Raw genomic sequence first — 25,205 nt, 5'->3', positions numbered from 1 at the left:
CGCTCTGTAAACAAATTCTTTTATATACCACCATCAGCAAAAAGACGGCTGATTAATAATTATCCAACAACAAGATTACCGAATCACCGGATTGAATACCATGATAGTTTCCTGATCAACACCGCTTACCGGCATAGTACTCTTAAGTCTCATTTTGCTGTTAGTTAATTCTTCGATGCCAAACTTTCCGGCGAATCCTGAGATATCAATATCAAGTACCTGCAGATTGTCTGTCAAATACCATGTACCTCCATTTTGAACCTGTGAATCAGCAGTGCTTTTTGCGTATACCTTATTACCGCTCACAAATTCTATTTCTAATAATGGGATGGCTTGTGTTTGCAAATTCAGTTTTGAGGGTGGGATCGTATTACCAGACAGATCAGTTACGGAAGCCATTTTCCACGGATAATTCACAAGAATTTTATCCTTTTCAGTTGGCTGTACTGTTCCGTTCTTATCTTTGTCCCTTGCAGGAAATGAGTGTAAAGAAAATTACAAGTGCAGGCAACAGACTAAATATCCGGTTCATTTTTTGCTTCATATTAGTATTTGACGATTATATATTTGTTATCAAACGGGGCAGAATCTGCATTATACTAATAAAGCATTATTAATATAAATTAGTTGCCTGAAAATAAATCCTGCAAAATTAACGAATTAGTTCCGTCTATTCTTATCAACAACTAAACAAAGATGCACTTAAGAAAATACCATATTGTCATTATTCTCATATTCGTCAATTCAATTTATTCGTTTGGACAAAATTGTTTGCCGGCTTATACGCTTAATCCGGTTACGGTTAACAATACAATTGAATGGAATAAATTTCCTGAATTTACCCTCCCATTTCAAATCATTTACAGCGGCCCTCGTTTTGGTGATACTCAATCACAACCTATAAAACACGGATTTAGCCATTTAGCAACTTTCAGCGGCACTGAACCTGGTTCACTTCCTGTCAAAAACCGGGCAGTTCTTTGGTATGGTGTCGCAACTTCAACCGGCGATCAGCCTTGGGCAAATAATTCACTACGCAGTCCCTGGGGAAACGATACTGTGGCATATCGCAATTATTGGGATAATTATACAGCTGGTATTCAGGCAGATATTGTTTGCCTGGATATCGAAAGAATGCAAAGGGATGACAGAGATATATTGGCACTCAAATTGGACAGTCAGATTCCACAGCAATACAGAAATCTTTCTGATGCCGATTTTTTGACTGCCTATAAGAAAGATATGCGATGGTGGTATACTGAACCGATTAACCGCCTGAAAAATAAAGGACTGAATCCTGCACCTCACATAACAGGTTACAGTGATGTCCCTGTTCGTAATACCTGGCTTAATATTACGGCGAATAGCTGGCAGGACTGGACTACAAACCTGGCCAGAACGCATTATCTGACACAGGACAATTCAGGTAAAATTGGTGGAAGTTATTACGATGCACTGGATTATATCTCACCGTCGCCTTACTATTATTATGGATACGACAATCCTTTCGGAAAGGACTATTTGTCTTACTTGCTGTTTCACATTGAAGTAAATCGTGCCTGGAGTGACAAACCCGTTATTCCGTTCGTATGGCTTCGCATTCATGACAGCTATGATCCAAATACCCCATTGATCACTTCATTTATGGCAGAGGCTACGGCCATATTCCCATTCTTTTCCGGTGCATCCGGACTTTGGCTTTGGGAAAATCCTTTTTTTCCGGGTAACCGCCAGGAAAATTATGGGGCCTATGAGCACTTTATCAATGGGTTGTATCGGTTATCGGAATTCAAAGATATGTTTGAGGGAACTCATGAACTTGTTATCCCACAATCGGCGAGAGATCAAATGGTAGCGCAAAACCCCATCTGGCGTGGTGTTGTAAAAGGAACTGATATTGTCATTGCAGCGCAAAATCCATACGCAGCGGATGATGCGGAAACGCTTGTAAATGTTTCTTACCAAAAATGGTACAAAACGATTACGCTGAAAGGAAAGGAAGTTTTTTTGTGCAAATTTGATCTGAATGATGTTGTAACATCGATTGAACCTGTTTTGGCCGATGCTTATGTATATGCCAATCCGGTTCAGCATGACCTTAACGTAGTATTGACCGGCTTTACTGGTATTGCCGAAGTGGATTTCTCTTTAACAAATATTAAAGGGCAGATTGTGCTTGAAAAGAAAATGCAGTCATTTGCAGGAGATACCAAACAGTTAATATTACTTCCCAAACTGGCCTCTGGCATATATTTTGCCCGATTTGCAAGCAAAAATAAAATCATTATTAAAAAGGTTGTTGTAAATCAATAACCGTGAATTAAATTCCAAAACACCGTTATCTGTTTACAATAAGGTGAACATTATCATTATTCAAATCATTTGCTTTTATGAATCGTCTGAGCCAGGAAACAAGCCCATATTTATTGCAACATGCCCACAATCCTGTTGACTGGTTCCCTTGGGGTGATGAAGCATTAACAAAAGCAAAAACAGAAAATAAGCCAATTCTGGTTAGTATAGGATATTCTGCATGCCATTGGTGCCATGTAATGGAGCGTGAAAGTTTTGAAAAAGATCATGTAGCCGCGGTTATGAATGACCATTTCGTTTGTATAAAAGTCGATCGTGAGGAACGTCCGGATGTCGATGCAGTTTACATGGATGCGGTACATGCAATGGGAGTAAGAGGCGGCTGGCCGTTAAATGTATTTCTTCTGCCCGATGCAAAGCCGTTTTATGGAGTCACTTATCTTCCTCCACAAAACTGGGTGCAGTTATTGGGAAGCATTAAAGAAGCATTTGGAAAACATTACGATGAACTGGCAGGTTCAGCCGAAGGTTTTGTTCAGAATATGATCCTTTCGGAATCCGAAAAATATGGCTTGGTCCCTTCAACATCAGATTATTCTATAGATGAACTGGATTTAATGTTTGAACAATTAAAAAAACATTTTGATACTCAGAATGGCGGAATGGATCGTGCTCCTAAGTTTCCAATGCCCTCTATTTATAAATTCCTGCTTCGGTATTACGACATCACCCAGAATCCGGAAGCACTGGCACAACTGGAATTGTCATTAAACCGGATTGCCCTGGGAGGAATTTATGATCATGCAGGAGGCGGCTGGGCGCGTTATTCCGTGGATGAAGACTGGTTCATTCCGCATTTTGAAAAGATGCTATATGATAATGCCCAATTGCTGAGCATCTATGCCGAAGCCTACTCGTTGACCAATAATGAATTGTATTCGGATCGCATACGCCAAACGATTTTATGGCTGGAAACGGAAATGCTCAGCGATTATGGAGGATATTTCTCAGCGCTGGATGCTGACAGTGAAGGGGTTGAAGGCAAGTTTTATATTTGGACAGAGGAGGAATTGAAAGAAATTCTGGGTGATGATTTCAACTGGTTTTCAAAATTGTATCATATCAAAAAAAGGGGCAATTGGGAGCATGGTTACAATCACCTGCATCTGACAAATTATGCCGATCAGACTGCAAAAACACTGGGAATTTATACGGCTGATTTTTCATCTCAATACAAAAAGGCACTTGAAAAACTTGCTCAAAAACGTTCTGAACGTATTCGTCCCGGACTTGATGACAAAATACTTGCTTCCTGGAATGGGCTTTTGATAAAAGGATTGACAGATTGTTACCGTGCATTGGGTGACGAAAACATACGTGATCTTGCAGTGAAATGCGGTAAATTCATTCAGGATAAAATGACAACTGAAGGCAAACTGCGTCACAGTTTTAAAAATGGCAGGGCAACAATCACTGCTTTTTTGGAAGATTATGCAGCGGTAATTGATGGTTATCTGGGCTTATATCAAATCACTTTTGATGAAAACTGGATTAATGAAGCGCAAATACTCACGGATTACTCTATTGCTAATTTCTATGATGAAACGGACGGTTATTTCTATTTTACAGACGCAGATGGTGAATCACTAATTGCACGTAAAAAGGAGCTTTTTGATAATGTAATACCAGCTTCCAACTCCATTATGGCTTCCAATCTGTTCATATTGGGAAAAATTCTTGATCATGAAAAGTATGAAAAGTTATCAGATGGAATGCTTTCCCGTATGCGGAAAATTTTAATGGCTGATGTACAATGGGTTACTAACTGGGGAGCATTATATTGTCTTAGAACCACTCCTACTACCGAAATCGCCATAGTCGGGAATGATGCTGACTCATTACGTAAAGATCTCGACCGCTTTTTTATTCCCAACAAGGTTGTAACAGGAACAAAAAATGAATCACAATTACCCTTATTACATAACCGGACTGACCGTAATGGCCAATCCGTTATTTATGTTTGTTATGATAAAACCTGTCAGTTACCAGTTACAAGCGTTGAAGAAGCACTTATACAGATTAATGGGAAATAGATTTAATACTATGTTGATTACGAAAGAAGTGGAAAATACCTTTCACGGATAATATTCATATGATGAACGGGGTGTCCCAAAATGACAAAGCCTAAGGCCAAAGCCGATATTTCGATGTTATTAGCTGTTCCCGGCCTTAGCATCATTTCACTCGTCATTCCTTTATAAAGTGCGATAGTCGATTTTCTTACATCTACCATTTCCTGCATTAATTCCGGTAAAGTCCTGTTTATTGCGTTTGTGTTCGCTGCAAATGGCTCTTCATCATATCCTGCCAATGGTGTTTTGTCATTTCTCGAAAAACGAAGCGCCCGGTATGACATAATTCTTTCATTATCAATAACGTGTTGAAAAATATCCTTTATGGTCCATTTGCCGGGTGCATAAATTTTATCTTCCAAAGCTGTTATTTTATCTATTTCTGAATAGACCTTTTCGAGGGGGTATTTTTCAAAAGCATCAAAAATATCAATGTCTTCAATGATGTTAATGTACCTGTCAAAAAAAGGCGGCATTGGATTAATGGCTGATTTCTTCATTTTGAGATTATATTTTTGCAGAAAGTATTTTACAACTTCATTTTTTACAAAAAGCAACTTACTCAATTTTTAATAATCTGACATAATCCGGATCCGCATGAGCTATTAAATTTTAATTTAAGTAAATATTGGTTACACAAACATTCCCGAAAAAAAGTATTAATAGTAGGATTTATTCTACCAAAAATAAGATCTTTACAAGTGATTTTTTTAAATAAAACCTTGTTTTTAATAAAAATACAATTGATTATCAATCACTTATGTCAAGCATGCAATGTGTGGCCTTTTTTTAGCACATCATTGCATTTTTATAGTCAATAATTTTATAATTTTGGGCACAAATCCTCAGACGAATTGAAAAAGATTGCGGCCATAGGTTTATTGGTTTTACTGCTCTATAATACTCTGGGGCTCACGTTTGCTGTGTTCTTCTTTGAGAAAAATTTCAATGTTGCTTCTCGCGTTAGTCAGGATGATGATTTCGAAACAATGAAATTGTATTTTCCATCACTTCCTTATTCGGGTTCCTGGGAAAATGACAATGTTGAAGGGTTACTTCATGAAAACGGTAAATTTTATAATGCTACGCATGTTCTTCATGAAAATGATACTTTGTATGTTACCTTAAAATCTAATCAGGCTGCAAGGGATCAATTCTTTGAACTAGTCAGTATGATGGAAATGATGACTGATAATGATAAAGAGCTTCCGGAAAGTGCGCAGAATACAGCACTTAAACTTTTCAATGACTTAATTAAAATCTACGTCCCGAATTCACATCATATAGATTTTAATGTTACTTGCCCGGAAAATGTGATTACTGGCATTTATCAGCCTGCCGTTACTCCGGTGTACTCCGGGTATGAAATTAATCTCAATACACCGCCTCCCGAAATTGCATAACCGCAAACCTTAATTTGCATGTTTTCTCTGTTTTAACTTTACATAACACTGTCCGGCTAAGTTGTGTACCTGCACCTGGCCATCACAGAATTTCAGGCATCGCTTTGATACCCTGAAATTCTGTGCTTAGTTATCTTCTTTTAATTTAAATAACCTATGTTTCAAATTCTACAGATTAGAAAGTATCTTTCAGGAGTTCTGCTGACTGCTCTTACAGGTATTATTTCGCCAGCGTTTGCCCAAATGCCCAATGATGCAATTTATATGGCCAAAGGCACTGCTTGTTTAGCTGTATCCTACAATCACAGTTCCTGGGATAAATATTGGGAAAATAAACTTCTTCGCGAAAACCTAAATATTGGCACGCACACTACCCAAAGTGCCATGGCGATGCTAGCTGTTGGCGTTACAAAAAACCTGAATGTCATCGTTGGGCTTCCTTACGTCTGGACACAGGCAAGTGCAGGAAACCTGATGTGGCAAAGTGGCGTACAGGATGCTTCCGGCTGGCTTAAATACCGATTTGTAAATGTCTCCGGTTTTTCATTACATGCAATTGCAGGAGCGTCTATTCCTGTTACCAACTATATCCCGGACTTTATGCCCATGTCCATAGGTATGCAGTGTAAAACAGCAACCGGCAGGCTGCTTGCAAGTTATCGGAATAAACCAACCGGCTTATATGCGACAGCTTCAGGAAGTTATATTTTCAGAAGCAAAGTGAAAATTGATCGTGACTCTTACCAGGCAGACGGACAATTGTATGCTTCCAATATGGTAAGTGCACCTAATGCATATGATATGTCGGCCCGTATTGGCTATTTGAAAAAAGCAATTCAGGCAGAAGGATTTATCGAACACGGAGGATGTGATGGTGGCGACAATATCCGCCGAAACGATATGCCTTTTCCAACGAACAATATGAAATCCACGGCGGTCGGAGTTTATGCAAAATTTCAACCTAAAAATATAGGTGTAAACGCCCGTGCAAGCAAAGTGATAGAAGGAAGTAATGTTGGCAAAAGCACTGCCTACATGATCGGCGTATTGTACCAGTTAAGATATGCAAAGAAATCTGAAAATAATAAAAACGTATTTAAGCAATAACAATGAAAACGATATATACTTTAAAACTTACAAGGCAATATTCCATTTCAGGATTAGCAGCAATCATTTTACTTGTCTCTTCCTGTTCTAAAACAGTGGATGAGCCAACTGCTTCCATAAATACACCTTCCACACTGGACGAAAATGCCGGAACCTGGAAACCTTATATATTAACATCATCCAGCGAAATTGCGGTAGCCGAGCCAAAAGCTGCGACTTCCGCGGAATATGCTGATGAGATTAAAAAACTGAAAGAAACAATGGCCAAGATCACGCCAATGCAGCGTGATCAGGTTAATTACTGGGGTGCAGGTGCAGCCTACCGATGGAATGAAATTGGCAGGGAACTGGCAGCAAGGTATAACACGCCTCCGGCTTCAGATAAAGATGGCAAATATCCTATTCCGGATGCTGCAAATCCTTTGGCAGATCCAAAATTTCCATTTGCCAATCCACCTTATACCGCACGTGCACTGGCATACCTGAGTGTGGCTCAGTATGATGCTTTGGTAGCAGCCTGGAACTACAAGTTTAAATATAACCGGAAAGCACCGTCAAAAACAGATGCGTCTGTTATGGCCATACTACCTGTAACCGAATTGCCTTCTTATCCTTCTGAAGATGCTGTTGTGGCGGAAGCATCTTTTGCAATCCTGAAAGCAATGTTTCCGGGAGAAGTACCATTTCTTGAAGGAAAACTGGCTGAACACAAAAACAGCAGGTTATTGGCTGGTATGAATGTGGAAAGTGACATTACTGCGGGTGCAGAATTGGGAAAAGCTGTTGGGGCGAAAGTAATGGCAAGAGCAAAAACAGACGGAATGGGAACAGCTAACAACCAGGCTAAAACAGCTGAAATGATTGCGAATGCAAAAGTAATTGGTATTACAGAACCCTGGGTAAGCCAGGAATTCCCTAAACGCCCTCCAATGCTTCCTACCTATGGATTGGTTGCACCGTGGAATTTTGATAAACCAACCGTTACAGCTTTACGACCATTGCCTCCACCTGTTCTGGGAAGCGCAGAATTCCAGAAAGACATGAATGAATTGCTGGATATTGCTAAAAAGCAAACCCGTGAACAGGCGCGTATTGCCAGTTTCTGGTCAGATGGTGTAGGAAGTTATACACCTCCGGGACATTGGCACAGAAGAGCGGCAATTCTATGTCATGATAATAATTTTAGTGAAATTCGTACCGCGCGTACCTTTGCATTGCTGGGAACCGCTATGCAGGATGCAGGGATCTGTTGCTGGGATGCTAAATATTATTACTATTATCCACGACCGAACCAAATGAGCAGTAAAATCAAAACATCTGTTGGTCTGCCAAACTTCCCGTCTTATACGTCAGGACATTCCATGTTCTCCGGAGCTGGTGCAGAAGTACTGGCTCATATCTTCCCCGCAGAAGCAGAAAAGCTGAATGCAATGGCTGTTGAGGCCTCTGTATCCAGAATGTACGGACTCATCCATTATCGTTTCGATTGTGAAGTTGGACTGGCAACAGGGCATAAAGTAGGAGAATATGCTGTGGCAAGAGCTAAAACAGATGGTGCAGAATAGATAAAATTTTATTTCGATATAAAAAGAGCGGCACATTCCATTAAAATTGGAAAGTGCCGCTCTTTTTATATTTACATTATATCTCTTCCAAACGGGCATCCAACCCTACATTCTTAGGATCCGGGCCATATTCATTGCTTCCTTTTACCCCTTCGGTGCAAGCAAGAATTAAGTTATAAATTGGAATAATAATATACCAACCGCTTTTACCTACATCATGCATTCTTCTGACACCTACGGCAATTGAAGGAATAAGAAATGCAATTGTAAGAACAGATCCAAGTATACCGCTACCATTAGCCATTTTGGATCCAAGCATACTATCAAGAAATGCAACAGCAATTGATATAATGATGTAAAAAAGGAAAAAATACCAGTATTCACTTCGCCTGGCACGTCCGGTAAAAACTGCATAGTTTTTTAAAACCTTGATAAAATAATTCATTAAAAAAATTTTTTGGAGGATTTCCTACTCGTATGGCTTTTCGGATACGCCCCGTTTTTTGAAGTGGTTGCTGGACTCCACTTTATTTTGTTTTCAAGCGACCAATATAAATAAAATTTGCAATTCTATATAATTATTATCCAACTGATTACTAAATCACAAAAAAAACGGACAGAAAATGATTCCGTCCGTTACTTAATTGAATACAATATTCTAACCTAAATCATCAATATTAAATGGCAGCTTTCTCATTCGTTTTCCGGTTGCCGCGAATATTGCATTGCCCAAAGCAGGAGCAATTGGTGGCAAACCAGGCTCTCCTACTCCACCTGGAACTGCACCACTATCAACAATATGAATTTCAATAGCGGGCATTTCATTGAGTCTCAAAATATTATACTGATGATAATTACTTTGTTCAGCTGCACCATTGGCAAATGTAATTCCGTCTTTAATGGCAGCTGTCAAACCCATCACAATGTTTCCTTCGGTTTGTGCTTTAACATTATCAGGATTCACATAATGGCCGCAGTCTATCACTGATATTACTTTGTTAATTTTTACACCCTTATCATTTTTTGAAACTGTAATACAGGTTGCAGAGATACTGCCAAAAGACTTAAACACGGCTAATCCCTTACCAGAACCTTCGGGAAGTTTTTCATCCCACTTAGCTTTCTCTGCCAAAGTAGAAAGAACTTTCAGGATACGATCATCAGATAAAATTTCCTGTCTGGCTTTAAGAGGATCTTTCCCCGCCAAATGTGCTAATTCATCAATAAAACATTCCTGCCCCCAACCAAAATTAGAAGCATAAACAGAACGCCACCAAACGATTGGAATATCTGTTTTCACATTGGTCCAGCTGATTTTTGAAGCCGATGCAAATTTATATTTATTATTTTCAGTACTAAGTTCTTCACCTATCCACGCATCAGCATCGTCTTCATTCAAACCTTTAAAAACCTGGCCCAGAATAGATTCGCCAATAGCATGATGATGAAATCCCGTTATTTTTTCACCTTCAACATATCCCTGCATGTGGCTTAACATACCAGGTCGGTATGGGCCCTGACTCAGATCATCTTCTCTTGTCCACAATACTTTTACCGGTTTTTTCAACTCCCTGGAAAGATGGCATGCTTCCAGCAAGAAGTCGTGGTATGCTTTACGCCCGAATGCACCGCCTAATAAGGTCACATTGATTTTTACCTGCTCCGGTTTTACTTTTAAATACGCACAAACATCACGCATGGCCCAGTCCGGCCCCTGAACCGGCGCCCAGATTTCCACTGTGCCGTCATCTTTTACATGTACAACTGCATTCTCTGGTTCTATCGGCGCATGGGCAAGAAACGGAGTTTCATAATGAGATTCCAATTTCTTCTCTGCTTTCGCATACTTGCTATTGAAATTTCCTTTTTCTTCGTAATTCACACCATCTTTTTTTGCAGCTTCATAAGTTGCTGCAAAGTAATTAGCAGTATTAACGGTTTTATCATAATCACCATTATCCCACTTCACACTCAGTGCCTTTCTGCCTTTCAGTGCTGCCCAATAATTGGTTGCTATTACAGCCACGGCTTCGGAAGTCCGGTGAGGCATTGTACGCTCAGTTCTCATAACCCTAAGAACTCCTTTTACTTTTTTTGTCTCCTTATCATCAATAGAAGCTATTTTGGCATGAATAATGGGTGAATGTAAAATACTGGCATATACCATTCCCGGCACATCTACGTCGATTCCATAAACCGCTTTTCCATTCACACGTTCGGGAACATCAAGCCGTTTGTTATATTTTCCAATAATTTTAAAATCTTTGGGATCTTTTAATTTGGGTTCTTTTGGAATTTCCAGTTTAGATGCATCATCAGCCAGTTCACCATAACTCAGTGATTTACCGGAGGCTTTATGCAGAATCTTGCCATCTTCTGCTATACATTCTCCAACAGGTACATTCCAGCGTCCGGCAGCTGTTGTTGTCAGCATTTCCCGTGCAGCAGCTCCTGCTTTCCGGATCGGCATCCAAAGTTCTCTTACAGAACTGCTGCCTCCGGATGTCTGGCTGCCATACTTTCCACTGCCATCACTTTGTACAATAAGTACTTTTTCCAGATTGACTTCCAATTCTTCCGCAAGCAAGGATGGAACGGCTTGTGTAGAACCCTGGCCCATATCAGGACGTGGATTGATCAGCGTAATATTTCCGGCAGTATCAATAACGATAAACGGATTGATTTCCAGTTTTAAAATAGCAGGTGTAATTTTTTTGACTGTTGCATCCCTGCCAAAAGAAGAAATGCCCAAAGCCAGGCCAAAAGTCGTCAAACCGGTGGCCTTTAGGAAATCGCGACGTGATGTTTGTATATTTTCCAAAATCTGAAGTTCTTATGTGGATAGAAAATTGAAACCCGATTACTTTTGACCAATTCCGTTTCCAGATACTTTCATTGTATCAGCTGCACGATGTACGGCTTTACGGATACGGTCATACGTTCCGCAACGACACAAGTTACCACTCATTGCAGAATCAATAGCGGCATCATCAGGATTCGGATTTGATTTAAGTAAAGCCACGGCCGTCATAATTTGTCCCGACTGACAATAGCCGCATTGCGGAACCTGTTCTTCGATCCATGCTTTCTGAACAGCATTTAACTGACCATCGCCAATTCCTTCAATTGTAGTTATTTTATCGGTTTTCGAAATACTTGAAATCGGAGTCTGGCATGATCTTGCAGGTTCTCCGTTAAGATGTACCGTGCAAGCCCCGCAAAGTGCCATTCCACAACCAAATTTGGTTCCTTTTAAACCAACAAAATCACGGACTACCCAAAGCAAGGGCATATCCGGCTCCACGTCCACTTTGACTTTTTTATTATTGACTGTTAAGTTATATACTGCCATGGTGAAGGTTGTTGTAATTTAGTAACAAAGATCAGTTTTTAAATTTACAGGACTTGATTGAATGCCTTTTCAATTACAAACCGGAATCGGTAATTGAAAGTTTGTATCGCACTCCAATTTAAACTAATTCAAATTAATTTATTCAAAAAAATACGAGAATAATTCACTTATTTTCAGTTGGTTTTGCATAATTCAATTAGTTTTTATCATTACACGATTATAAATCGTATAATCTTATGTGCCTGCTTTTTAACTAACTTGTAGAAATTAATATTAATTAAGCCAATACGAACATGAGCAAATCAATTTTAATTATAGGCGCAGGGCCAGGATTCAGTACGGGAGTTGCCGAAAAATTTGGAGCAGAAGGTTATACAGTTGGCCTGATTAGCAGAAATACAGAAAAACTTCAAAAACTGGCGAATGGCCTTGAAGCAAAGGGGATTACCTGCTTTTTTGCTGCGGCGGACGCGAGTAATCCAATTGAACTGGAACAAGCAATTACTGAATTAAAAACAAGATTGGGTGGTATTTCCGTGCTATTATACAATGCGGCAGCATTAAAAAGCAAAGATATCTGGCTGGAAACACCGGATGAGCTGGCAGAAGATTTTAAACTTAATGTTGCTCATGCTTTATACAGTGCCCAGCTTCTGCACGAAGATTTGAAGAGTAACCAGGGTGCTGTTCTATTGACAGGAGGAAGTTTAGCGAAAAACCCCAATCCAAAATACGGATCACTGGCTCTTGGAAAAGCAGGAATTCTAAATCTTGCACATCAGTTAAACCAACGCTTAAAACCGGATGGAATTTTCGTGGGGACAATAACTATCAATGGTTTTATCAGAACAGGCAGCCCGACACATTCCCCTGATATTCTTGCCCAAAAACTCTGGACTCTTTTTCAAAACAAGACAAATGTGGAAATAATGCATTGAGCCAGATGGCGCTAAAGTCCCCGTTCGTGCCATCTAACTCAATTACTTTATTTCAAAAAAATCAGCTGACCCAAGTGATAAGCTTCATGATTAGTTCTGTTCAGAAGGATATTCAACTTGTTCCGGTGCGGCTCTTTTGCAAAATCTTCGGCTGAAATGGCAGTATGCGGAGCAAACCATTCTTCCGTACGCATTTCACTAAAATATGAAGCCAATGTGCTGTTTACATGATTCCAATATGCCTTTACCTGACTTAGGGAAGGCCTTTCCAAACCAGATTGGTCCGGATTTTTAATGAAAATATTTTCAAGTTCAGGATATAATTTTTCACCTAAACCAAGCAAGGTAATCATCCCGTCACTGACTGCCGTAAGATGTCCCAGGAGATAAAAACCGCTGTTTCTGGCCGGACTTACTTCTGATGAAATCTGTTCATCTGACAATTTTAACAGTAATGCATCAATTCTTTTATTTTGTAATTCCCAGTTAGAAATTACAATTTTTACTAACAATTCTTTTTCAGAATGAACGGTGGCGGTTTCCATAAATATTTTGTAATTTCTGTTTGGATCAACAACGCATTTTTATGCTTGCAGGGTTCAAATCTGTATCAGAACAACAAACGTTACAGGTTAAATCCGTAATGTCCAGCCCATTTTTCTTTAATTTGTGCTCTTGATTCAATAAACTCAATATCTGAGCCTTGCGCAACCGCATCGAGTGGAAAACGTAAAGGACGTGTGCCGCTCTCCATATTTACCAATGTCAAAACACCATCAGCAATTGTTTGCGGATCCATTTTAAAATCAGCCATTTTCCCAAATAATGAGTTGCCCATTTCATTGAATTTTTCGGTTGCTGTATCACCATAAACCGCAATGATTTCAGGCTTATCCGCTAGAATTCCAGCTTTTACACCTGTGTTCATTTCTGTTGGGTAGACGCCCGACTGTATGGTCACGTTATCAATATTATAATCTTTCAATTCAATTTGAATCCCTTCTGTCAGCGTCTCAACTGCGAATTTTGATGCCATATAAGGAATCATAAAAGGAAGGGTGAAGCCACTTGCGCCAGTTGACAGATTGATGATCAGTCCACTTTTTTCTTTGCGCATGGATGGAAGAACAGCCTGATATGTTCTCAAAACGCCATAAAAATTGACATCAAACATATTTTTAACCTGATCAATAGAATAACCTTCCACAAGCCCAAATCCTGCAACTCCTGCGTTATTCACCAAAACATCTATTTTACCATATTTATCAAGAACTTTTTGAACAGCACTATTTACTGATTCCTCGCTGGTAATATCCAGTTCTGCCACTTCCACGTGAGGCAATGCATTCAGTTCTTTGGCTACTTCTGCATTTTTACCTAATGTTCCTCTCATGCCTGCTATCACCGTATGGCCTTCTTTTGATAAAGTAATCGTCATTAATTTTCCAAAACCTGTACTTGTTCCTGTAATCAGAATTATCTTTTTCATCTTCGTAAATGTTATCTTTTTGTATAGATTTCGTTCATCAAAACCATATACAAATGTGCATCCATGAAGCCTATTGCTCCATTGACATTTACTAAATAAAATCTTGATTTAGATCAAGGGAATATTATAACAGAAAGATTATCAATGAATTAAAAAATCAGAAATTTTAACCCTATTACTTTTTAGACATCTGGTTTCTTATTCTGCTTAATGTTTCAGCGGAAATTCCAAGGTAAGAAGCAATCATGTGCTGTGGAATGCGGTTAGCAATATCCGACCTGATCGCTATAAAATTCAGATATTTTTCCTCTGCTGTATAGCTGATATTTGCAATAATCCTGTTATATGAGGCATTCAGGCTTTTTTGTAAAAGATTATTTATAAGGTTATTAAAAGCAGGAATCTGATCACACAAATTATCAAATTTCTCTTTTTCAATAAGTAGTACGACAGAATCCTCCAATGCATCTATATTGGATTTGGCAGGATTTCCGGTCATCAGGCTTTCCCGGTCTCCGCTCCACCAGTTTTCTATGGCAAAGTTCAGAATATGTTCTATTCCCTTATCGTCTACGCGATAGGTTCTCAGGCAGCCTTTGCAGATAAATACGTTCATTTTCCAAAGATCACCTTCCTGTAAAAGATACTGTCGTTTACGCAATTTTTTAATGACACTTACTGCTTCTATCATTTCGAGCTCATTGTCAGTAAGTGCAACTTTACTGGTAAGGTAATTTCGAAAAACATCGAACATAAATCAAATTATAGTTTTTTATAAATCCATTCCCACACATTCCCGTCTTCCTCATCCCAAACCTGTCCTACACACTCAAATCCGTTTCTGCTTAAAATTACGGAAGAAGCATTGTCAGGCAAAATTGTCCTGGCAGCTATTGTGATTTCCGGATCCGTTTCCAAAGATAATGAAACCAGCTGACCACAAATTTTTGTGCCTATTCCTTGTCCTTCATAAATACTAAAAGTGGTATAAGCAATTTCAACCCTTCCATCTTTTGGTTTCCCTTTAAATCCGCCACCACCTACTATTTTATTATTCATGAATGCGAAATAACCGATCCATGGCGGATTAAAACCAATCTTTTCATAAAATGAAGGATATACATCCAGGATGTCAAGACAATCAGGATCTGTCGCTAATTCTGAATTCAGGTTTTGGTTCTGATGTATCGGTATGAGGATCATGGTATCAGGCCATTTTTATTTCCAATTGTGTTGCTTTACTAATCACAAACTCTCTTGCTTCGTCATATTCTCCGGCTGTTTTCAAATGCTCCAGCATCAATGGAATTTCTCTCGATAATGAGGTGACGTTCCGAAGATATGCGGTATAATCCATTCCACCTTTTCCAGGCATGGTTTCAGCCAGATGAACATCTTTTCCGACAACATCTTTTGCATGACATGAAGTAATCCAGCGTCCCAGCTTTTTAAATGTATCATCAATCAATGCTTTGTTATTAAAGAATCTCCCGGGACTGTTTAAGATATTGGCGATGTCAATATGTGCCCCAAATTCCTGTCGGTCAATTGCTTTAATAAATTTCAAGTATGAATCAGGGCCGTCAGGTAAACTCCATCCCATCATTTCCAGCGAAAATTTTGTCCTTTTTGGTTTGACAGCATCAATCAATTTTCTGCAATTTTCTACTGTGGCGTCAAAATATTCGGCTGTCATATTTCTGGCATCCGGCCCGTCCCATTGTTTAGTATTATAGGATCCGCCGATATTCACACAATTTATTGCGCCAATTTCTTCCGCTAGTGCCAGCCTTTCTGTCACATAATCCATGTTTTTCTTTCGTTTTTCCGCATCGCTTTCCAGCATATTTACCCACGCCCCCACTTCTGCAATGATCACATTTTCCTTAGCAAAAGCTTTACCGATCGCATTGATTTTATCAGCATCTTTTAGTTCAACCGGCGGTACATAAGCAGCAGAATATCCAAGCCTCCGGTGTTCCTTTGCCACTTCCAAAGGATCATCACTTTTCAAAAATATTGGCCCTCCCAATCGCAATGCTGTCCGGGCCGCAAAAACGGGTGATATAAAGCCAGCTGCGCATCCGGCCGATACTACTCCTGATGACTGTAAAAAATGACGCCGTGATATCAATTCCATAATTTTAAAATTTGATCAAATTGTACAGACTGGATATAAATTAAAAATCACCTTAGGGTTAATATGATTAAGTATAAAATCTAAAAACAAAGTGGTTTTACTCGTTAGATAAATTGGTTAGCTAAGAATTAAAAAAGATAAAATGTGTATATTCATCATATTGAGATAACCAACCATTTTTATCAAATACCAGCATGGAAGAGAAGGATAAACTGGATAAAATAGTAGAAGCGAGATTAAAACTCAAGGCGCGTTTTGAAGAAAAAATGAAAGGTACTCCGTCAATGTCTGATACAAAGCCAATGGGTACGGGAGAAATTAACCGTCATGGAATGCCAAAACTTCCGGTAGGACAAATAAAAACGGTAAAATGGCCGGTACTCGATCTGGGTTTTAAACCAGATATTTCACACCAAAAATGGAAACTGACTATTGATGGCGAAGTGGAAAATCCGGTAACATTAAGTTGGAATGACTTTATGAATTTACCACAAACCGAAGATGTAAGTGATTTTCATTGCGTTACTACCTGGTCGCGTATGGATGTTCCATGGGTTGGTGTGCGGTTGGCTGATCTGGCAGCACTGGTAGTTCCGAAGACAACGGCTACACATATTCTTTGTTATGGATATGACAAGTACACCACCAATGTATCACTCGCAGAAGCATTGAAAGATGACGTATTACTGGTTCATACTGCTGACAACAAGCCTTTGGAAAAAGATCATGGAGGGCCGGTTCGTATGATAACACCTCAGCTATACGCCTGGAAAGGAAGTAAATGGATTAACAGGATTGAATTTTTGCCCTATAACAAACTCGGATTCTGGGAAGTCCGTGGTTATTCGAGTACGGCATACCCTTGGAGAAATGACCGGTACAGCTAAAATAAAACAACCCGGAATTTAAGCCAGCAGCTCAAATTCCGGGTTTTAAAATATTCAATAATCCAAAGTTTAAACCTTTGGATATTATATTAATGAGCCGCCGAGGTATCAACTTTTCCTTTGCCGCTTTTGGTCCAGAGAACAAACGGTACACAGACTAAGAACATAAGCCCTAAATAAAGAAACACATCCATATATGACATCACCACCGCCTGCTTGCTGACAGTCAGATCAAGGATCTGGTATCCTCTTTTCAAAGCAATATCAGGTGAAATACCATTTGCAAGAAATCCCTGCTCCAGACCTTTCACCCGTTGCTGAACGGCAGGATTATTAATGTCCAGTTTTGAAACCAGATCATTTCTGTGAAACATGTTCTGCCGGGCTATAAAAGTAGTAATTACTGCTACACCGAATGATCCGCCCAATTGCCGCATCATCCCGGTAAATGCCGCACCTTCCCCGATTTCGCGGCCCTTTAAAGTCGACAAAGCCAGAGTTGAAATAGGCACAAACAATAAACCCAATCCTATTCCACGTACCAGAAGCATATTAAAAAATGCATCTTTGCCTGTGTCCGGTGTCAGGATCAGGTATCCCCAATAACTGTAAATGAAGAAAAAGATCATTCCTAGTGCTACCAGGTACTGCTGTTTTACCCCTCGTTGTAAAAGCTGTCCGACAATAGGCATCATAATCGCTGTAACAATGGCAGCGGGGACCATAAGCAGTCCTGATTGCGTGGCTGTCCAGCCAAGAGTTGCCTGTGTATACAGAGGAATAATAAAAGTTGAACCGTAAAGGCCAAATCCAAGTATAAAGGAAAGAACCGTCCCAACCCGAAGGTTTCCGTTAGATAAAACCCTGAGATTTACAATCGGGTTTTTGTATGTTAATTCCCGCCAAATGAAAAAGAAGAATCCAAAAACAGTGGTAACACTCAAAAGCGTTATAATTTCGTCGTTGAACCAATCTTCCTCCTGGCCTTTTTCTAATACGTACTGTAAAGAACCAACAGCAATTGCCAACAGGACAATACCCCAGTAATCAATTTCATTGCTCGCTTTTTTCTCGGAATACTTAGGACTGCGGATAAATTGCAGTGTAAGCAAGGCAGCGATTATCCCCAAAGGAATATTGATATAAAATATATACGGCCAGCTGTAATTATCCACAATATATCCACCCAGCGGAGGGCCTAGTGTAGGACCAACAATAACACCCAAACCATAAATAGCCTGTGCAATTCCACGTTTTTCAGGAGGCCAGCTTTCCGTGATCAAAGTTTGTGCAGTTACAAGCAATGCGCCACCGCCTAAACCCTGTACAAGGCGAAAAAACACCAGTTCCCAAATACCGTTTGCATTCCCGCATAGAAAAGATGCAACTGTGAAAATAATAATAGATGCCGCGAAATAATTTCTCCGTCCGAATTGCTGTGACAGCCAGCTAGTCATCGGTACGATAATTACGTTTCCAATCGCATAAGCTGTAATTACCCAGCTCACTTCTGACAATGTCCCGCCCAGGTTTCCCCTCATATCGTTCAGGGCAACATTCACAATCGTGGTATCTACAATTTCCAGCAGTGCACAGAGTACAGCTGTTATTGTAATGATCGCCCTGCGAAAACCATATTCTACAAGAGATTCATGTAATTCCATTTGTTTTATTTTAGTAATAAATTCAGAGCAAGGAGGAAATAGATTAGAGTTTTTTAGAGTTTAAAGTGAAGAGTTTAAAATGAGGTTAAATTTGAACTTTTACCTCTTAACCTTGAACTCTAAACTTTGAACTCTTACTCTAAACTTTTAACCCTAAACTCAATTAACAGAGTCCAGCTCGACGTCTACATCTACATTCATTCCCGGGCGCAACTGATCGATATACTGATCTTTTCCTTCCACAAATTCAATACGGACAGGTAAACGCTGTACCACTTTTACAAAGTTACCGCTTGCGTTATCAGGAGGAAGCAAAGCAAACCGAGCACCCGTTGCAGGAGAAAACGATGCTACTTTTGCCTCAAAAGCATGATCAGGATAAGCATCTACATGGATAATCACCTTTTGTCCAAGTTTAATCCGGGTCAATTGTGTTTCTTTAAAATTGGCAACAACCCAGGGTTTATGCGTTGAAATGATGCTGAACAAAGACTGCCCTGCCTGTAGATATTGTCCAAGCTGAGCGTTCACTTTTGAAACACGGCCATCAGTTGGTGCAGTAATCACTGTATAGGAAAGTAATAATTCCGCATTGTCAATTTCCGCCTGGCGGGCTTTAATCGTTGCATTGGCTATATTGGTTTGGCGGGAAGTTGCCTGCGTTTGCGATGTTGCGGCTCTGGCCTGACGTTCTGCTGCTGATTTTTGCGCTTCTAAAACTGCCAGCTGACGTTCTGCCGTTTGTTTGGCAGCATCCGCTTTTTCAAATTCCTGCTGGGTTATGGAATGGTCTTTAATCAGGTTCTGATATCTTGCAAAATCCTGGTTCGCTCTCCACACATTCACTTTTGCCTCTTCAATCTGTGCGGCTACTACTGACACGTTGGCCTGATAAGTTATCCCGGTCGCAGCAGATGCATTTGTGGTTGCATTGGCAGCAGTAAGGCTACCTTCCGAACCCGCCAAACCTGCACGTGCCTGTTCCAGTTTAATTAACTGATCACGGTTGTCCAGCACCAATAAAGTATCCCCTTTTTTAACTGACTGGTTATCCTTTACTTTTATTTCTGTTACGTAACCTGATATACGCGGAATTACCGGACTGATATCTGAATCTATTTGTGCATCGTCCGTTTCTTCGTGATGCTGCCCGTGATTATATTTTGTATAACCCCATGTTCCGCCTACAAGTACTAATAATGCTAATATAATTACGAAGGTGTAACTTTTCTTTTTAGGTGCTTCTTCTGTTGTGGTGTTCTGCGTGGTTTCCATATTTTTTATAATAGAATGTTCGAATGATTTTTGGTTTGAATAATCACATTAATTGATAACGCCGGCTGTTTGTTCCAGCTTTTTATAAGCTACAATTGCATCTGCTTTTGCTGATTCAAAATTGATTTTAGACTGAACCTGCGCTACGTCAGCATCCAGTAATTCAGTGGTCGTGACCAGACTGTTATCAAATTTATTTTTAGTAATCCGATAGTTTTCGTCGGCCTGTTCAACCGCCTTGGCATATACATCAATTTTCTTTTTACTCAAAACATAATTATAATAAGCCGTATTCACTTCCAGATGAAGGCGATCCATTAAAATTTCTTCGTTGGTCTTCAGCTGATATTCATACGTACGTGCCTGCGCTATTTTCGCACCGGTTTTCCAGAACGAAGAAATGTTGTATTTAAAACCGATCCCGGCATTCATCGCATTGGGGATTGTAGCCACACCCGGAATACTCAAAGCAACATAACCGGCTGTCAGAGCAACACTCGGATAAAAATCAGATTTGGCAGTTTTGATATCAATATTAGCTGCTTTCTGACGAATACCGTTTGCTGCGATATCCTTTCTGTGCGTGATTGCGTTCTGTTCCCAGTCATTCACATTTCCTTCTTCTTTTAAGGAAATAAAACTATTCGAATCTGCTTCAAGGGAAGTATTTTCCGGTAAACCGAGCAGCAGGTCCATGTTGATCGTTGTTATTCTCAAAGCATTTTCTGCATCAAGTAACGTAAGCTGTACATTGGATTCCTGTAATTGGGCCTTCATCAGATCATTACGGGCAAGTAACCCGTTTTTTTCCCGGTTAGTAAATTCAATAACACGCTCATGTTCCCTTTTCAGGTTTTCCGCAACCAGATCTACCGATTTTCTTGATTTATATAAATTCCCATATGCAGCAATGGCATTCTGGATAACTGCATCGCGGTCATTATCTGCATCCAGTCTTGCAGCCTGTTCCAGGTATTTTGCCGATTCCAGGCCATATTTAAACTTAAATCCTGAAAATAAAGGTAAAGACGCACTTGCCATTGCATACATAGCCTGATGTACGGAAAGGGAGCTTCCGGTACTATCACCTCCGCTCTGGTTTAGTTTCAGGTTAATGTTAGGCGTATTTAAACGCAGATAAGATCCTGAAACACTTAAACTTGGCAGCTGGTTTTCTTTTATCTGGCGAATATTGAGTCCTGCAAGATCAATATTGGTTTGACTCAATTTTAAAGAAAGAATATTTATAAACTGAGGCCAGAGAGACCAGAAGCTCAGAACTGGAACTCAATAGCAAATTAAGTACAGAAGGAACAAACAGACCAACAGAAGAAGTTGGAAATGCTCAGCAGAATTAATGGGAAGCAAGATTGTAGAAGCTGAAACTAGAAAAGCTGATGCCAAAAAAAAGAAAATTTATGAGGCCTTCACATAACTACCAAAAAGCTGGATAAACCTTCAACAAAAGTTACCATGAAAAGTTTTCATTGTCCAAACTTATGCCCATGATATGGCAGAAGCCAAAAAAAACATCAGATTGATGGGTAAGGAAGAGAATTTCTCATATTTTTGTTGATATTTGACCCATTTGATGCAACCCATAAGCCAAAGTCCAAATTGTAGGCAGAAAGCACACACATGGGGCAGAACAGGTTTATAACAGCACATGAATGGGACAGGGGCAAGATGGGAGGTGGGAAGCTCTTTCCTTGAATGGGGTTGGGGCCGAGAACACGAGATGGGACACAGGTCAGTTCTATGAGATCTGGCCCCATGGTTGCACACCAGTGTGGGTAGGGGGACATATTAAAATGAGTCAATTGATTTCTTTGGGGAACCAAAAGCCAATAGGGGACACTGGGTGGGGATAAGTATTGGCTGATTTGGCTTCGAAGGTATCCCTTATGGGAAGTCCTGTAAAACGGCAAATGTTAAATTCTTCTGGCTACCTCAATAATCTGTATTTGCTTTGTGTTATATTCCATTGCTAAGTCACAGTTACCTGCCAGTTAATAGTTTGGCTAAATGACGATACAAAAATAACACATAGAAAAACTAAAATCAAACGATCGTTTGATTTTAGCAAACAAACGTTTGATTCATTCAAGGGTTTATTAAATTAATACCATTAAAATTTTATTAATGAAGAATTCCGGGTCTTATTATTATCATATTCTGTTGAAATTATGAATTCGATGGTATTTCACAGATACCTGATTCACTGCTAAATACAACTGTTTCTATATTTAGATTTTAAAAAACATTGTAATTCAAAAAGCATTATATAGTATTTTCCAACAACACATTAGAAGACCTGGACCAGATTTTCACTTTGTACGATGCAGCCATTGCGTTTCAGAAAACAAAATTCAGTGAACATTGGCTGCCTTTCGACAAGGAAATGTTTGTTATTGAAATCCATGAGCACCGGCATTTTAAGATCATCATGGAAGATCAAACCGCGTGTAATTTTTTCAATTTCTTTTGATGATGCCATTATCCGGGGAGATAATGTGAAGGGTTTATGAGTTTAGGAGTCCAGAGTAAAAAAATGAGGTAGCCCTTTTCTGCACCTAACTCTGAACTCATTAACTCTATACTCATTAACTCCTCAACTCTTAACCCTTTTGGGATTTTCAGTGATAAAAGCTCCCCAACCTCCTTTTTTTGATTTTTGGAAGTCGTGGAAGCAGCGGCGGCCGGGGAATTTGCGTGGTAATGATGACAGATTGCAATGGCGATTCCATCTGTGGCATCCATAAATTCTTTACTTAATTCCATGTTCAGGATTTTTTCCAGCATATAAGCAACCTGTTCCTTAGATGCACTACCCGAACCAGTTACTGATTGTTTCACTTTTTCGGAGAATATTCGACAATAGGAATATCCCTCGCCAATGCAGCCGCCATGGCCACTCCCTGAGCACGGCCCAGTTTTAGCATGGATTGCGGGTTTTTTCCATAAAACGGATCTTCAATTGCCATCTCATCAGGCAGGTAATCAATGATAAGTTGTGTGATACGCTCAAAGATTTTCTTCAACTTCAGCTCATGCGTAGTATATTTGCTCAAATGAATCACACCATACTGCATCAAAGTAATTTGCTGGCCTTTTACCGATATTACCCCGTAGCCCATAATCTGGGTTCCGGGATCTACTCCAATAATCACCTTTTCGGTAGCGTCTGCCTGCTGCATTTTTATCATGGTGCAAGATAAGGAACTCTATTTGTCAAAAGAAAAAGAAGCTGGCGAAAGCTTTTGTGGATCGGAAAGCTCATGGTTACCATCCTGATAATAAGTTATATCGTTACTACATTTCGAAACGAAGAAAAAGGTATAGGAAATGTTGCTGACGTTTTTCAAAGAATTTTAGCACGTGAACACTTTCCCATATTAACCTTCATGCTTATTCTGGTGCCGCTCAACTGGGCTTTGGAAAGCCTGAAATGGCGACAGTTAGCTAGGAAAGTAGTTCCAATCAGTTTTTGGGACGCTTTTCGAGGGACATTAACCGGGCTTGCCATTGGCGTTGCTGCCCCTGCTCAATTAGGAGATACCATCGGCCGCATCGCTGCATTACGTTCAGACAAGCGGTTGCTGGCAATTGGTGCAGCCCTTGTTTCCAATGGGATCCAGTTTTATGTATCTGTGGTAATCGGCGCTTTGGGCTGGTTTTTCATAAAGGATCGTTTAACAATAACTGAAAACAGCAAACAACTTTTAAATCTTTTATTAGTCATTATTATAACCCTGGGTTGGATTGTTGTTTTGTTCAGGAAACAATTGATGAACTGGCATCCATCCAGGCCATATCTGCAAAAACTACATTCCTATCTGAAAATAATCGGCGAATATACCGCCGCGGACTTGCTGTTGTCTACCGCATATGGAACGTTCCGTTATTTCGTTTTTCTGACACAGTTTGTATTGGCACTTTCGTTGTTTGATTTTCCACTTACCTATCCCGAACTCAGCTCTTGTGTTGCACTCATTTTTCTTGCCAAAACATTAATTCCAGCTATCAACGTTTTAGGTGATCTTGGATTAAGGGAATTCACAGCACTTTTTGTCTTCAAACAATACAATTTGCCGGCAGAAGAAATTATCGCAGCCACATTTTTAATCTGGATTATCAATGTATTAGGGCCAATTCTGATCGGAATTTTTCTGATTTGGAAATATAAATGGAAAAATGTGATCAAATAAATTATGCCCGAACATCACCTTTTTTCCTGGTTACTACCTTTTATCTGGTTTCTTCTGGTCAGTTATGCCATTTTCACTGTTGGACTTACCGTTTTATGGTCTAAGCTGAAAACACAATATCCCGGCCAATCTGAAACATCAACCTTTATTACCGTAATTATTCCTGTACGAAACGAAGAAGAAAATATTTTATCACTTCTTTCTGACATCAATAAACAAACGTTTCCAAAAGATCAGTTTGAAGTGCTTGTAATGAATGACAGCTCTACTGATAATACAGAAGCTATTGTCAATCAATGCATTAAAAGCTTAAAAATAAATATTCGTTTAATTAATTTACCCAATTTCAACAGATTCTTCCATCAATAAAAAGAGAACAATAAAGAACACATGCATTAAAAGAAGAAGGACGTGCAAAAAGCAATCATACACCAGACAGAACGACGGCAGAGGGTCCAGGGGCAAGTCAACCCACAGTGCCCAGTGAGCGTGTGTGTGTGTTTTTAAACCTGCATTGTCAAAAATCAAGCGCGGTTCTCCTGCCCACAGCCTCCCGTATCGTGGGAACTTTTCAAATGTCATGAGTTTTCCGTGTCCTGCTGCAGCAAAAAAAAAAAAAAAAAAAAAAAAAAAAAATCGTGGGGGGAGTCTCTCTCAGTTCTGGGAGCTCCCCCGTATCGGCCAGAACCAATCTTTTTTTTTTTTTTTTTTTTAAAGTGTGTGAAAAAAAAA

At 39.6% G+C, this 25,205-nt stretch carries 23 protein-coding genes and 1 pseudogene; 9 read left to right on the top strand and 15 right to left on the bottom strand.

The features are described from left to right. Positions 1–75: 75 nt before the first annotated feature. Positions 76–417 (bottom strand): hypothetical protein, encoded by a 342-nt coding sequence (locus KZC02_RS25790; RefSeq protein ID WP_229253801.1) that lies wholly within the window; start codon positions 415–417, stop codon positions 76–78. Between the two features lie 279 nt (positions 418–696). On the opposite strand from KZC02_RS25790, the gene KZC02_RS25785 reads away from it, so the two are divergent. Both KZC02_RS25785 and KZC02_RS25780 read left to right on the top strand, forming a co-directional pair. Next, on the top strand, positions 697–2,313 hold the full coding sequence (locus KZC02_RS25785; RefSeq protein ID WP_221391293.1) for a T9SS type A sorting domain-containing protein: 1,617 nt from the start codon (positions 697–699) through the stop codon (positions 2,311–2,313). Between the two features lie 77 nt (positions 2,314–2,390). After that, positions 2,391–4,406, top strand: coding sequence for a thioredoxin domain-containing protein (locus KZC02_RS25780; RefSeq protein ID WP_221391292.1), 2,016 nt, complete (start codon positions 2,391–2,393; stop codon positions 4,404–4,406). 17 nt (positions 4,407–4,423) lie between these two features. Here the strand turns inward: KZC02_RS25780 and KZC02_RS25775 are convergent, their stop codons facing one another. Continuing rightward, positions 4,424–4,945, bottom strand: a complete 522-nt coding sequence (locus KZC02_RS25775) for a DinB family protein (protein ID WP_221391291.1) — start codon at positions 4,943–4,945, stop codon at positions 4,424–4,426. 354 nt (positions 4,946–5,299) lie between these two features. Here KZC02_RS25775 and KZC02_RS25770 point away from each other — a divergent pair, with 354 nt between their 5' ends. From KZC02_RS25770 to KZC02_RS25760, 3 genes are all read left to right on the top strand, one after another. Continuing rightward, positions 5,300–5,848, top strand: coding sequence for a hypothetical protein (locus KZC02_RS25770; protein WP_221391290.1), 549 nt, complete (start codon positions 5,300–5,302; stop codon positions 5,846–5,848). A 156-nt stretch (positions 5,849–6,004) separates the two neighbouring features. After that, positions 6,005–6,955, top strand: a complete 951-nt coding sequence (locus KZC02_RS25765) for a hypothetical protein (RefSeq protein WP_221391289.1) — start codon at positions 6,005–6,007, stop codon at positions 6,953–6,955. Positions 6,956–6,957: 2 nt separating this feature from the next. Then, on the top strand, positions 6,958–8,520 hold the full coding sequence (locus tag KZC02_RS25760; protein WP_221391288.1) for a phosphatase PAP2 family protein: 1,563 nt from the start codon (positions 6,958–6,960) through the stop codon (positions 8,518–8,520). Positions 8,521–8,596: 76 nt separating this feature from the next. Here the strand turns inward: KZC02_RS25760 and KZC02_RS25755 are convergent, their stop codons facing one another. The 3 genes from KZC02_RS25755 to KZC02_RS25745 all read right to left on the bottom strand — a co-directional run bounded on the left by KZC02_RS25755 (position 8,597) and on the right by KZC02_RS25745 (position 11,872). Further along, positions 8,597–8,965, bottom strand: coding sequence for a DUF805 domain-containing protein (locus KZC02_RS25755; protein ID WP_221391287.1), 369 nt, complete (start codon positions 8,963–8,965; stop codon positions 8,597–8,599). A 213-nt stretch (positions 8,966–9,178) separates the two neighbouring features. Continuing rightward, the gene (locus KZC02_RS25750) at positions 9,179–11,341 is read right to left on the bottom strand and encodes a molybdopterin cofactor-binding domain-containing protein (RefSeq protein ID WP_221391286.1); all 2,163 of its coding nucleotides are present in this window, start codon (positions 11,339–11,341) and stop codon (positions 9,179–9,181) included. A 39-nt stretch (positions 11,342–11,380) separates the two neighbouring features. After that, positions 11,381–11,872: a (2Fe-2S)-binding protein gene (locus KZC02_RS25745; protein ID WP_221391285.1), complete on the bottom strand. Its 492-nt coding sequence runs from the start codon at positions 11,870–11,872 to the stop codon at positions 11,381–11,383. 293 nt (positions 11,873–12,165) lie between these two features. On the opposite strand from KZC02_RS25745, the gene KZC02_RS25740 reads away from it, so the two are divergent. Beyond that, positions 12,166–12,810 carry an SDR family oxidoreductase gene (locus KZC02_RS25740; RefSeq protein ID WP_221391284.1) on the top strand — a complete coding sequence of 215 codons (645 nt, stop codon included), beginning with the start codon at positions 12,166–12,168 and terminating at the stop codon, positions 12,808–12,810. Positions 12,811–12,857: 47 nt separating this feature from the next. Here KZC02_RS25740 and KZC02_RS25735 read toward each other — a convergent pair whose 3' ends face one another. The 5 genes from KZC02_RS25735 to KZC02_RS25715 form a co-directional block, all read right to left on the bottom strand. Further along, positions 12,858–13,355: a DinB family protein gene (locus KZC02_RS25735; protein WP_221391283.1), complete on the bottom strand. Its 498-nt coding sequence runs from the start codon at positions 13,353–13,355 to the stop codon at positions 12,858–12,860. Positions 13,356–13,435: 80 nt separating this feature from the next. After that, a complete protein-coding gene (locus tag KZC02_RS25730) occupies positions 13,436–14,299 on the bottom strand; it encodes an SDR family oxidoreductase (RefSeq protein ID WP_221391282.1) in 864 nt (287 codons plus the stop codon). Between the two features lie 175 nt (positions 14,300–14,474). Next, a complete protein-coding gene (locus KZC02_RS25725; protein ID WP_221391281.1) occupies positions 14,475–15,053 on the bottom strand; it encodes a Crp/Fnr family transcriptional regulator in 579 nt (192 codons plus the stop codon). 8 nt (positions 15,054–15,061) lie between these two features. Beyond that, positions 15,062–15,502, bottom strand: coding sequence for an N-acetyltransferase (locus tag KZC02_RS25720; protein ID WP_221391280.1), 441 nt, complete (start codon positions 15,500–15,502; stop codon positions 15,062–15,064). Between the two features lie 4 nt (positions 15,503–15,506). Continuing rightward, positions 15,507–16,439, bottom strand: a complete 933-nt coding sequence (locus tag KZC02_RS25715) for a sugar phosphate isomerase/epimerase (protein WP_221391279.1) — start codon at positions 16,437–16,439, stop codon at positions 15,507–15,509. A 194-nt stretch (positions 16,440–16,633) separates the two neighbouring features. Here KZC02_RS25715 and KZC02_RS25710 point away from each other — a divergent pair, with 194 nt between their 5' ends. Further along, complete coding sequence (locus KZC02_RS25710) at positions 16,634–17,326, top strand: molybdopterin-dependent oxidoreductase (RefSeq protein WP_221391278.1); 693 nt, start codon at positions 16,634–16,636, stop codon at positions 17,324–17,326. A gap of 89 nt (positions 17,327–17,415) precedes the next feature. Here the strand turns inward: KZC02_RS25710 and KZC02_RS25705 are convergent, their stop codons facing one another. From KZC02_RS25705 to ruvC, 5 genes and pseudogenes are all read right to left on the bottom strand, one after another. After that, the gene (locus tag KZC02_RS25705) at positions 17,416–18,990 is read right to left on the bottom strand and encodes a DHA2 family efflux MFS transporter permease subunit (RefSeq protein ID WP_221391277.1); all 1,575 of its coding nucleotides are present in this window, start codon (positions 18,988–18,990) and stop codon (positions 17,416–17,418) included. 159 nt (positions 18,991–19,149) lie between these two features. Continuing rightward, a complete protein-coding gene (locus KZC02_RS25700; RefSeq protein ID WP_221391276.1) occupies positions 19,150–20,265 on the bottom strand; it encodes an HlyD family secretion protein in 1,116 nt (371 codons plus the stop codon). A gap of 48 nt (positions 20,266–20,313) precedes the next feature. After that, positions 20,314–21,492 carry a TolC family protein gene (locus KZC02_RS25695; protein ID WP_229253800.1) on the bottom strand — a complete coding sequence of 393 codons (1,179 nt, stop codon included), beginning with the start codon at positions 21,490–21,492 and terminating at the stop codon, positions 20,314–20,316. Positions 21,493–22,570: 1,078 nt separating this feature from the next. Next, the gene (locus KZC02_RS25690) at positions 22,571–22,762 is read right to left on the bottom strand and encodes a hypothetical protein (protein ID WP_221391275.1); all 192 of its coding nucleotides are present in this window, start codon (positions 22,760–22,762) and stop codon (positions 22,571–22,573) included. Between the two features lie 114 nt (positions 22,763–22,876). Then, positions 22,877–23,471: pseudogene (ruvC, locus tag KZC02_RS25685) on the bottom strand (crossover junction endodeoxyribonuclease RuvC). 72 nt (positions 23,472–23,543) lie between these two features. Here ruvC and KZC02_RS25680 point away from each other — a divergent pair. Together KZC02_RS25680 and KZC02_RS25675 are read left to right on the top strand one after the other, a co-directional pair. Beyond that, positions 23,544–24,473: a lysylphosphatidylglycerol synthase domain-containing protein gene (locus KZC02_RS25680; RefSeq protein WP_229253799.1), complete on the top strand. Its 930-nt coding sequence runs from the start codon at positions 23,544–23,546 to the stop codon at positions 24,471–24,473. A 3-nt stretch (positions 24,474–24,476) separates the two neighbouring features. Then, positions 24,477–24,842, top strand: coding sequence for a glycosyltransferase family 2 protein (locus KZC02_RS25675; protein ID WP_221391274.1), 366 nt, complete (start codon positions 24,477–24,479; stop codon positions 24,840–24,842). The last annotated feature ends 363 nt before the right edge of the window (positions 24,843–25,205 follow it).

The organism is Dyadobacter sp. NIV53, from assembly GCF_019711195.1.
Taxonomy (GTDB): Bacteria; Bacteroidota; Bacteroidia; order Cytophagales; family Spirosomataceae; genus Dyadobacter.
The sequence above is the reverse complement of the archived record's forward strand: the minus strand, read 5'-3'. Positions and strand labels throughout refer to the sequence as shown.